Origin of the sequence: Lentibacillus sp. L22, assembly GCF_040812445.1 — a bacterium.
Classification (GTDB): domain Bacteria; phylum Bacillota; class Bacilli; order Bacillales; family Amphibacillaceae; genus Lentibacillus_C; species Lentibacillus_C daqui.
In genome coordinates, this window is record NZ_JBFNXI010000068.1 from 1 (window position 1) to 10,873 (window position 10,873).

Annotated in this window: 10 protein-coding genes and 1 pseudogene; all 11 read left to right on the forward strand. The window is 39.5% G+C overall.

Features of this window, described 5'->3' with window-relative positions:
• Nucleotides 1-136: 136 nt before the first annotated feature.
• A complete protein-coding gene (gene sigW, locus ABRT01_RS17390; protein ID WP_269410950.1) occupies nt 137-700 on the forward strand; it encodes an RNA polymerase sigma factor SigW in 564 nt (187 codons plus the stop codon).
• A 16-nt stretch (nt 701-716) separates the two neighbouring features.
• Entirely contained in the window at nt 717-1,346 is a 630-nt protein-coding gene (locus ABRT01_RS17395; RefSeq protein WP_269410951.1) for a zf-HC2 domain-containing protein, read from the forward strand.
• Nucleotides 1,347-1,477: 131 nt separating this feature from the next.
• The gene (gene cdaA, locus ABRT01_RS17400) at nt 1,478-2,299 is read left to right on the forward strand and encodes a diadenylate cyclase CdaA (protein ID WP_269412418.1); all 822 of its coding nucleotides are present in this window, start codon (nt 1,478-1,480) and stop codon (nt 2,297-2,299) included.
• A complete protein-coding gene (locus tag ABRT01_RS17405; RefSeq protein ID WP_269410952.1) occupies nt 2,292-3,638 on the forward strand; it encodes a CdaR family protein in 1,347 nt (448 codons plus the stop codon). The genes cdaA and ABRT01_RS17405 overlap by 8 nt, the downstream gene beginning before the upstream one ends.
• Nucleotides 3,639-3,787: 149 nt before the next feature.
• The gene (gene glmM, locus ABRT01_RS17410; RefSeq protein ID WP_269410953.1) at nt 3,788-5,131 is read left to right on the forward strand and encodes a phosphoglucosamine mutase; all 1,344 of its coding nucleotides are present in this window, start codon (nt 3,788-3,790) and stop codon (nt 5,129-5,131) included.
• Nucleotides 5,132-6,083: 952 nt separating this feature from the next.
• Entirely contained in the window at nt 6,084-7,886 is a 1,803-nt protein-coding gene (gene glmS, locus ABRT01_RS17415; RefSeq protein ID WP_269410954.1) for a glutamine--fructose-6-phosphate transaminase (isomerizing), read from the forward strand.
• A gap of 171 nt (nt 7,887-8,057) precedes the next feature.
• Nucleotides 8,058-8,378: a hypothetical protein gene (locus ABRT01_RS17420; protein ID WP_269410955.1), complete on the forward strand. Its 321-nt coding sequence runs from the start codon at nt 8,058-8,060 to the stop codon at nt 8,376-8,378.
• A 12-nt stretch (nt 8,379-8,390) separates the two neighbouring features.
• Nucleotides 8,391-8,768, forward strand: coding sequence for a hypothetical protein (locus ABRT01_RS17425; protein ID WP_269410956.1), 378 nt, complete (start codon nt 8,391-8,393; stop codon nt 8,766-8,768).
• 110 nt (nt 8,769-8,878) lie between these two features.
• Nucleotides 8,879-9,568 (forward strand): TnsA endonuclease N-terminal domain-containing protein, encoded by a 690-nt coding sequence (locus ABRT01_RS17430; RefSeq protein WP_367748925.1) that lies wholly within the window; start codon nt 8,879-8,881, stop codon nt 9,566-9,568.
• On the forward strand, nt 9,501-9,764 hold the full coding sequence (locus ABRT01_RS17435; RefSeq protein WP_367748928.1) for a Tn7-like element transposition protein TnsE: 264 nt from the start codon (nt 9,501-9,503) through the stop codon (nt 9,762-9,764). The genes ABRT01_RS17430 and ABRT01_RS17435 overlap by 68 nt, the downstream gene beginning before the upstream one ends.
• A gap of 248 nt (nt 9,765-10,012) precedes the next feature.
• Nucleotides 10,013-10,813: pseudogene (locus ABRT01_RS17440) on the forward strand (helix-turn-helix transcriptional regulator); the annotation flags it as partial.
• Nucleotides 10,814-10,873 lie beyond the last annotated feature (60 nt).

The window sequence follows — 10,873 nt, forward strand, 5'->3', positions numbered from 1 at the left end:
GAAAAGCAAGCCAACGACGAAATTCGAAGCGTCATTTTTACCGGACTTTTTGAACATCCTCTTGATGGAACAAAATGAAACCTTGTTCAAATGTGATTCGTAACATAATTACCGCGAGGCAAGCGGAGGGCTATTCATGGAATGGATGATAACGGAAAAAATAAAACAGGTGAAAAAAGGAGATCAGGCAGCCTTCGAGGATATTGTCAACTTTTTTCAGAATAAAATCTACCAGCATTGTTACCGTATGCTTGGCAATGTGCATGAGGCTGAAGATATCGCACAGGAAGCCTTCATTCGTGCTTATATTAACATTGATTCATATGATGAGAAGCGGAAATTCTCCACCTGGCTTTACCGGATTGCAACGAATTTAACGATTGATCGCTTACGAAAGCGAAAACCGGATTATTATCTTGATGCAGAAATAAAAGGCAGCAAAGGACTTACCATGTATTCGCACGTTCAGGCTGACAATCGGTTACCGGACGAGGAAGTGGAAGGTTTGGAACTCCAATGTTGTATCCATAAAGAAATTTATGCGTTACCACCCAAATACAGGGCAATCATTATTTTGAGGTATTTAGAAGAGTTTTCATTAAAAGAAATTAGTGAGGTCCTTGATATCCCATTGGGAACCGTTAAAACCCGGATTCATCGAGGGAGAGAAACGTTGCGTAAAAAGCTGCGCTACGTGTAAAAGGAGTGTGGACAGTTTGGGCGATCATGAGGCGATCAAGCTGATGCATAAATATTTTGACGGCGATTTAAGAAAGATAGAAGAGGAAAGTTTGCTGCGGCACCTGGAAAGCTGTCAAAGCTGCCAAGAGCACTTTCATGAGTTGAAACGAATGATCACCTGGGTCCAGAGCAGCAAAAAAATAGAAGCTCCATATGATTTTACTAAAAAGGTCATGGAAAAGTTGCCAAAAGAAAGGAAACGTATCAGTTATAAACGCTGGCTGAAGGCTCACCCAATCATTACTGCTGCGGCAATATTTATTGTATTATTGTTTGGCGGGATCCTATCATCCTGGAATCAAGATAACCAGCTGGTTGTTTCCAAACAGGATAATGTGATTGTCGATGGTGATATGGTTATTGTTCCGGAGGGAGTAACCGTTGCAGGCGATCTGATTGTTAAAAACGGCGATTTGCGAATTGACGGCACTGTCGATGGTGATGTCACCCTCATCAATGGTAAGCTAATTGATCAGACAATTGATGATGATGACCTTATGGCAACGGTTGGGGGAGTCAACGGTGAATTTAACCAAGTTGATCGAGTGTTCGATTGGATCTGGTTCAAATTGAAGCATATGTTTGATGCTGTCTTTTTGTTTTGAGGTGTTGTGTACTATTACAAAACGGGTGCATACACTTTAAGTTTCATTATACATATAAATTTATGATATAATGTATAATGTTAGTATGGACTAGGGTGAATGAAATTTTATGGGTAAAGGGAAGTGTAAACATGCTTGATGGGGGATTTGACTTTTTTAATCTGCTTCGAATCGGTGTCGATATTGCTCTCGTCTGGTATGTATTATATAAATTAATCATGTTAATCCGTGGTACGAAGGCTATTCAGTTACTAAAGGGAATTGCCGTCGTTCTGGTGGTTTGGCTGCTAAGTATTGTATTCGATCTCCAAACTGTTCAGTGGCTGACAAATTATTCGATAACATGGGGTTTCCTTGTCATTGTTATCTTGTTTCAGCCAGAGCTTAGAAGGGCATTGGAACAACTTGGTCGTGGCAACTTCTTTTCCAGTGGGGTAAAATCGGAGGAAGAGCGAATCGAACAGACAATTGAAGCACTTGTTCAATCTGCCAATTACATGGGTAAGCGACGGATTGGTGCACTTGTTTCGATTGCTCGCGAAACTGGCATGGGCGATTACACCGAAACAGGGATTCAGATTAACGGAAAACTGACCCACCAATTATTAACCAATATTTTTACCCCCAATACACCACTGCATGATGGTGCGGTGATTATCAATGGCGAAGAAATCGTTGCGGCAGCTTGTTATTTACCTTTATCCGAAAGTCCGTTTATTTCCAAAGAACTGGGGACGAGGCATCGGGCTGCAATGGGGATCAGTGAGGTAACTGATGCAATAACCATTGTTGTATCCGAGGAAACGGGCGGTATTTCCTGTACAAGGAATGGCGAATTACATAGGGATTTGGACCAGGACGCATTACGAAATTTCTTACGGGAAAATTTATTATTAACATTGAAATCCCCTGAATCAAAGTCGTGGATCAGGAGGGGGAAACGAAATGGATAATTGGTTTAGGAGTAAATGGTTTGTCCGGGCAGTTTCATTGGCTTTTGCGATTTTGTTATTCACGTTCGTTAATGTTGAAATAAGTGATAAAAACGCGGAAAAACAATTTTTTGGTACGTCAAAGGACTCAGAAGTAGTTGACAATGTTCCGGTTGATATCAAAATCGATAAAAACCAAGTCGTCAGTGGAGTTCCCAAAGATGTGCAGGTACAACTGGAAGGGCCAAAAAGTATGGTTGCACCAGCAGCTAAACAACGAAATTTTGACGTGTTTGTCGATTTACGAGGATTGGATGAAGGAGAACATAAGGTTGAAATCCAATATGCCAACGTAGCTGATGATGTGAAGGCATATATCGAACCGAAAACAGTTGATGTAGTGATTGAAGAACGCTCCTCGAAGGAATTTAATGTAAATGTTGACTTTATTAACGAAGATCAGCTTCCTGACGGGTATGAAATCGGGGACTTTGAGGTGAATCCGCAAACTGTAACAATCCGTAGTTCCAAGAGTGTTGTCGATCAGATTGCTGTTGTGAAAGTGTTTGTCGATGTTGCAGGATTAACGGATCCAATTAAGAGTCGGGAAGTACCCGTTAATGTGTATGACAGTCAGGGCAATGAGTTGAACGTAGCGATTAAGCCGGAAAACGTGGAAATATCCGCTGACATCAATCATCCCAATAAAAAGGTACCAGTCAGTGTGGAGACCACCGGAAAACTACCTGATGGTTATAGCATTGATTCAGTAACACCAAAAGTTAACGAGGTTACTCTCTATGGTCCGAGCAGCAGTTTAGAGAATATTAATACGATCACTACCGAAAAGATTGATTTGTCAAAAATAACCAAATCAGGCACCGTTGATGTTGATCTGGATTTACCAGACGGCGTGAAGGCTCCCGACCATGATTCGATAAAAGTAGATGTGGAAATTGAAGAAACAAATGAAGAAACAAATGAAGACATAAATGAAGAAGCAAGTGGACAAGCAAGTGAACAAGCAAGTGAAGAAGATAATGAGGAAGAAAACGAAGAAGCAAATGCACAAGAAAATGAACAGTCAAAAACAATTGGGAATGTCCCCATTGAGGTGAAAAACCTTGGTGAGGATAAGCAGGTCTCGTTTGTAAATCCGGAAAATCCAAATGTGAATGTAGAGGTTGCCGGCAAAGAAGAAGATATGGACAAACTTACTGCGGATGATTTCCAACTATCTATAGATGCGGATGGCTTGGATGAAGGTGAACATAAAGTACCGGTAACAATTGAAGGACCGAAAGACGCAGACACCAAAACGGAAGTTGAGGAAGCAACTATTGACATTACCGCTCCTTAAGGTTCAAAATTGTGCAAGTATAATCGCATATTTCGATTGGATTACGTATAAATGGAACAAGAGAATGCATGATAGCTACAAGGGATAAATACGGATTTCGCTCTCACTTTGCAAAAGTTGGTTGAAATGGAGAAAAGGAGAGGTACAGCATGGGAAAACATTTTGGAACAGATGGTGTTAGGGGAGTGGCAAATCTTGGTCTAACACCTGAATTAGCTTTTAAAGTTGGACGCTTTGGCGGTTATGTCCTAACAAAGGAAACCGAAAAACCAAGAGTGGTTATCGGACGGGATACACGAGTTTCCGGGCATATGCTGGAAGGTGCATTAGTTGCAGGGTTACTGTCGATAGGTGCCGAGGTTATGCGATTGGGTGTTATCTCAACACCAGGGGTTGCCTATTTAGCAAAAGCCACCAGTGCCCAGGCAGGTATTATGATTTCCGCTTCACACAACCCAGTGGAGGATAATGGAATAAAGTTTTTTGGCCCGGACGGTTTTAAATTATCGGATGAACAAGAAGACGAAATTGAGCGATTAATGGAAGGAGAAGATAACCTGCCACGTCCAGTGGGTGCCGATTTGGGTGTTGTCAATGATTATTTCGAGGGTGGACAGAAGTATCTTTCTTTCCTTAAGGAATCAATTGATAATGACTTTGAGGGGTTCCGAATCGCGCTTGATTGTGCGAACGGTGCGACCTCAAGCCTGGCTACCCATTTGTTCGCGGATTTAGAAGCGGATACGTTTACAATTGGTTCTTCTCCGGACGGACTGAATATCAATGAAGGTGTCGGCTCTACACATCCAGAGAAATTGCAGAAATTTGTAATAGAGAAAGATGCTGATGTCGGACTGGCATTTGATGGTGATGGTGACCGGCTGATCGCTGTTGATGAATTGGGCAATATCGTTGACGGAGATAAGATTATGTACATTTGTGGAAAATACATGAATGACAAAGGCTATTTGCGACATAATACTGTGGTTTCAACGGTTATGAGTAATTTAGGTTTTTATAAAGCTTTGGAAGAACATGGTATGCGCAGTGATAAAACAGCTGTCGGAGATCGTTATGTTATGGCGGAAATGCGCAAAGGCGGGTATAATCTTGGCGGTGAACAATCCGGCCATGTGATCTTCCTTGATTACAGCACAACCGGTGATGGGATGTTATCTGCATTACAGTTGGTGAATGTGATGAAAGAAACTGGCAAGAAACTGTCAGAGTTGGCAAGTCAGATGGAAGTCTATCCACAAGTGTTAAAAAATGTAAGGGTAACGGATAAGAAGAACGCTTTGACGAATCCAAAGATCAAGGAAGCCATTGACGAAGTGGAACGGGAGATGAATGGCGAGGGTCGGGTTCTGGTTCGCCCATCAGGTACCGAACCCCTTGTACGCGTCATGGTGGAAGCGGCAACCAAGGACGAATGTGAACACTACGCTGATCGGGTTGTAAAGGTCATTGATGACTTATTAGGAATAAAATAAACTACTTTACAAAGCTGCTCCAATAATGGGGTGGCTTTTTTGTTGCTTAGGAAATTGTAAATATTAAATGCTGTGGATAACTTTGTAATCGGATGAGCCCCGTCCGGCTCCAGCGCCCAGCGGCTAGTGTGCTTCCTTCACCTTCGTACGATAAGTCAACATCGACTCCCTCTGGTCGTCGTGTTTCCTTTATCTCCTACGGTTCAGTCCAGCACATACGCCGCTAACCGGGCGCTTACGCCTTTGTGCTTTTCAGAACATCTCTATAAGCTGAGGGCATCGAATTGGTGTCAATAGAATATAAATATCGACATTTCCCGGGAAATAAAATCGAATGTTGGCGAATGTCCAAATGTCCATAAGCCAATGTTCGTATAAAACGGCTGATACTTGTTCCACACGATATTCCGGAATATCCGCATACAGGCAATATGCTATTTAAACATGTTGTAGATACGGACATATAATATTAGCAGTTACCACAAAAAAGTATTGACCAATTTATTCTTTGTCAGTTACAATAAATGGTGCGCGCATTTTAATGTTTGTATGCGCCTTTGTGGTAACTGTAGTCAAACAAGGAAAGGAGCATCGTCTTTAGTTTAGCAAGTAAAGCGCCAGAACTATTTTCGTTCGATTGGAAAATAGTTGACGAGGTGGAGGTTAATCGATTTTTCGGCGGATTCCTCCCGATTGCACATCTCAATCGTTATGCTTTTATCTGAAAACAATGAGGCGACTTGTTGTACAAAGGAAAAGGTGAGATGGAAAATAAACAATCACGAGAAAGGGGCAACAATACGCCCCAAGGCAGAGGTTAGATGTAGCAGGTCTGATGTCAATGAAATTCGGTCGGTAGTACGCCAATTCTATGATGATCCGGCTTTTGCGCATATAAAATCTGCTATAATGAGTCGTTTGTTGCCCCTTGATACTAGGAGGAAACAACGATATGTGTGGAATTGTCGGATATATAGGTCGAAATGATGCAAAAGAAGTTTTATTAAACGGATTGGAAAAGTTGGAATACCGTGGTTATGATTCAGCGGGTATTGCGGTGCTTAATGATGACGGAATCAACATGTTTAAAGGAAAGGGACGGATTGCAGCACTCCACGAACGGGTTGACAGCACCGTGTACGCCACAATGGGAGTCGGTCATACACGTTGGGCGACCCATGGCATTCCAAGTGAGGACAATGCACATCCACATCAAAGTGCAACTGGACGGTTTACACTCGTGCATAATGGTGTCATTGAAAACTATCAGGAGCTACAAAGTCTTTATCTTCAGGATGTAACACTTGTAAGTGAAACAGATACAGAAGTCATTGTACAACTGGTTGAAAAACTGCTGGAGAAATATGAAGACACTGCTGAGGCATTTCGCCAGGCCGTAAGTTTATTAAAAGGATCTTATGCGATTGCATTGATCGATAGACAGGATCAAAATACGCTGTATGTTGCCAAAAATAAAAGCCCATTACTGGTTGGATTGGGCGATGGTTTCAATGTTGTTGCAAGTGACGCGATGGCTACCTTAAAACTTACCAATCAATATTTGGAAATCCATGATGAAGAGATTGTCCTGGTAAGCCGCAACTTTGTGGAGATACAAAAACTGAATGGTAAAGCCGTTGTACGAAAGCCATATACAGCGCAAATTGATGCAAGTGATATGGAAAAGGGTACGTATCGACATTTTATGCTAAAAGAAATCGATGAACAGCCGTTTGTCATGCGTAAAATTATCAAGGAATACCAAACAGAAAATAATGAACTAAAGCTTGATGCCGATATTCGCCAGGCGATGAAAGTATGTGACCGTATTTATATCATTGCAGCGGGCACGAGTTATCATGCCGGTTTGGTTGGCAAAGAGTTCCTAGAGAAATTGGCCAACATCCCCGTAGAGGTGCATATTGCCAGTGAATTTTCCTACAACATGCCACTGTTATCTGCAAAACCATTATTTATTTTCATTTCGCAAAGTGGTGAAACAGCGGATAGCCGTGCCGTATTAGTAAAGATCAAAGAAATGGGACACCCGGCACTAACGATTACCAATGTGCCAGGATCCACCCTTTCTCGTGAAGCAGATTATACACTAAATTTGTATGCCGGTCCGGAAATTGCGGTTGCATCAACAAAGGCATATACGGCCCAAATTGCTGTGTTTGCCATTCTTGCTGTCGATACAGCCAAAGTAAAAGGTATACAATTGGACTTTGACCCAATACAAGAACTTGCCATTGTCGCAAATGCCATGGAAGTATTAACAGATCAGAAAGAAACAATAGAAGAATTAGCACGCGGTTATTTTGCCACTTCCCGTAATGCATTTTTCATCGGACGCAGCAGAGACTATCATGTTTGCCTGGAAGGTGCATTGAAATTAAAGGAAATCTCCTACATCCAAGCAGAAGGTTTTGCCGGGGGAGAATTAAAACATGGAACGATTGCCTTAATTGAAGAAGGAACTCCGGTTATTGCTTTAGCGACACAGGCAAATGTAAATTATTCGATTCGTGGCAACGTTCAGGAAGTTGTCGCCCGTGGTGCCAACGCGATGGTCATCAGCATGCGCGGTCTGGAACAGGATAGGGATGCGTTTGTTTTGCCGCATGTGCATGAACTATTAACGCCGTTGGTATCGGTTGTGCCGTTACAACTGTTGGCCTATTATGCTGCATTGCACCGTGGTTGTGATGTTGATAAACCAAGGAATTTGGCGAAGAGTGTGACGGTGGAGTAGGGTTCTTGGAGTTTTGTATGAAGATTGTGTAGAGTGACAATAAAGTCGTTTAATTACAAATAAAGTTGTTTAATTTACAATAAAGATGTTTAAAAAACACGCGTTATCGATTATAATTAATGTAATCGAACGTGTGTTTTTTATTGCATTAAAATATGAGGTGATAAATACGTGGCTAATGCTAAATACAGGATCAAAAGAAGAAAAAATGCTTTGAAGGAGCTAAATGAGCTAGTAGAAAGACACTCTAATCTATTAATTATTCATTACTCTTGCGAAAGTTTTTATAATATTAAAGATGGGAGAACTCCACGAATTACATCTATTGCAGTTAGGCATTTCAATACTGGACAAACTATTTCCTTTTCAATTCATAAAGTGGCAGAGAAACAAGGTAAATTAAATAGCATTGAAGATCACTATAATGAATTAGAAAAATCCATGTTAGATGAATTTTATCAATTTGTTTCAACTCATATCAACTTTAAATAGATTCATTGGAATATGAGAGATATTAATTTTGGATTTGAGGCAATTAATCATCGATATAGTGTTCTTGGAGGAACGCCTTCTATTATTCATGACAATAATAAGTATGACTTGGCTAGAAAAATGGTTGATATCTATGGAACCTACAGTAAAGAACATCCAAGATTTGAAAAATTAATTGAAAAAAATAACATAACCAAGAAAGATTTTCTCAGTGGTGCAACTGAGGCAGAAGCATTTGAAAATAAGGAGTTCGTAAAGCTTCACCAATCAACATTAAGAAAGGTGGATATACTGCATATTATTGTTGAAAGAATTATTGAAGATAACTTGGAAACCGATGCTACTTTAAGAGAAATCTATGGTTTACTCCACAAGGGTTGTATGAATTAATGAAGGAAAATTGGGGATATAATCTTTTGATATTCTTTTTAGGAGCTGTACTCTCAGGGATAGTTGGAGTATAATTACACTTTTATTTTTATAAAAGGAGATGTGATAAAATGCCTAAACGCCAAACTGGTTGGACTGAAAAGAAAATAGCTCGTTATTATGAAGAAGGTCGTGGCCAAGGAGAATTAGGGAATTACAAATCTTGGTTAACGATTCAAGATGTTCTGTCCAAAGGGCGTGCTCATCGAGACATCGGTTGGAAAACAAAGCGTGGGCATCATCTATTATCAGATAATGAATACAACTATTTTTGCTTACTCGATTGGTCTGATAATGTAATTGATATTCGAGAGCAGTTTCCCATCAATAGAGAAATCACCACAAAAATTGCTGAAGACTTGAACATTACACACCCCTTAGATCCTACAACACAGTCCCCTATCGTAATGACAACAGATTTTCTTATTACACTACGGTATGAATCAAAAGTAAATTATATTGCCAGAACTATTAAACCTGAAAAAGAGCTTAATAGCACAGGAGTTATTGAAAAATTTGAAATTGAACGTGTGTATTGGGAAGGTCAAGATGTTGATTGGGCTATTGTAACAGAAAAAAATCTTCCCAAAACAATAATTGAAAATATAAAATGGCTGCGATTTTCTTATATACTCGCCGACACTACAGGTAATAGCTTTATATCTATCCTTTTAGAAAAACTAAAAACAGGTAATGGAACAATTAGGGCGGAAGTTTTCGTATTTGTCGGATGGAAGAAGGCGAGTTTATGCGATAGTTAAAGTAAATAATGGGTTGAAGGATTCCTTTATACTTGAAGTAGCAGTACTGGACAATCGTTCCTTGTCTACACTAATTGTACCTTCACTAGGGTCTGTCCATAGAAATGAATTACATATTAAGGGATTATTAACTAAATTAGTCTTAAATTGTGGAAGTTGGAGTCGCTCTTTCTTGAATAACCAAGTCCATAACTAGATAAGACATTCTAATGAGACTACGATGAATTGGGTTCAAAGGATAAGAAATTGTATATATTAATATTGCTGACTTTTAGAAATGATGTTAATTGCCACGGTAACCGTTTAACCCATTTGGATATACATTGTCCAAAGGGTGATTTAATGGTAAAAATAACATAACGATATTCCATTAAACATGTGATTGTAGAATATCACAGTTAAACATATATAATAGAAATAAATTTCATATAGAGGTGAATTTATATGCCTAAAATTGACAATATGCTAGCAATTCTATGGATGCTTAGTTCAGGTGAAAAAGTTACTGCACAACAAATTTCGGAAAAGTTAGAGATTAATATAAGAACTGTGTATCGTTATATTGATACCCTTTCAACAAGTGGTGTGCCTATAATTTCAGACACAGGACATTACGGTGGATACACTTTATTGAATAGTTTTATTGAAGCCCCACTCTTTTTTGATTTAGACGAGCAAATTTCCCTGTTTCACGCTGCTGTTTTTGCAGAAGAAGCTGGATACTATGGAGGTGAAGCACTAAATAGGACTATTTCAAAGCTAAGCAAATATACAAATCAAGAGCAGGAAACAAAGATAAACCAACATTTAAGCAGCCTTGAAGTAATGAGTCAATTAAGTTTTTTCCCTATGGAACCTTTATTGAAGGAGTTGGAGCGGGCTGTAGCTGACGGATACTCTGTAAAAATTTCATACAATAAAAGTGATGAAGAGCAATCAAATTATAGATTGATTGATCCGTACAGAATTATTTACTGGAATCATAAGTGGTATGTGATTGGATTTTGTCATCTTAGGAATGATTTCCGTAGTTTTAGAGTAGATCGAATTGAAAGTCTAATGCTAACGGAAAATAAATTTAACCGACCAGAAAATTTTTCAGCACGTGACTTTTTTATGAAAAATCTCCTTCCAACTATAGAAGATAAGCAAGGGATTATTTCTTTAGTTATTAATGGAAATGCACGAGCTTTGGGTGATATTTGCCAACACTGGTTTTTAGGACATTATCTACAAGAACGGACTTGATGACGTAAAATAGTTTGTGTAAAATATTTGAGACGAAAAAAAGAGGTAGGGTATCCT

Coding starts and splice junctions, on each gene's coding strand:
- sigW (WP_269410950.1), top strand. CDS start 137: ATGGAATGGATGATAACGGAAAAAATAAAACAGGTGAAAAAAGGAGAT.
- cdaA (WP_269412418.1), top strand. CDS start 1,478: ATGCTTGATGGGGGATTTGACTTTTTTAATCTGCTTCGAATCGGTGTC.
- ABRT01_RS17405 (WP_269410952.1), top strand. CDS start 2,292: ATGGATAATTGGTTTAGGAGTAAATGGTTTGTCCGGGCAGTTTCATTG.
- glmM (WP_269410953.1), top strand. CDS start 3,788: ATGGGAAAACATTTTGGAACAGATGGTGTTAGGGGAGTGGCAAATCTT.
- glmS (WP_269410954.1), top strand. CDS start 6,084: ATGTGTGGAATTGTCGGATATATAGGTCGAAATGATGCAAAAGAAGTT.
- ABRT01_RS17425 (WP_269410956.1), top strand. CDS start 8,391: ATGAGAGATATTAATTTTGGATTTGAGGCAATTAATCATCGATATAGT.
- ABRT01_RS17430 (WP_367748925.1), top strand. CDS start 8,879: ATGCCTAAACGCCAAACTGGTTGGACTGAAAAGAAAATAGCTCGTTAT.
- ABRT01_RS17435 (WP_367748928.1), top strand. CDS start 9,501: ATGGAACAATTAGGGCGGAAGTTTTCGTATTTGTCGGATGGAAGAAGG.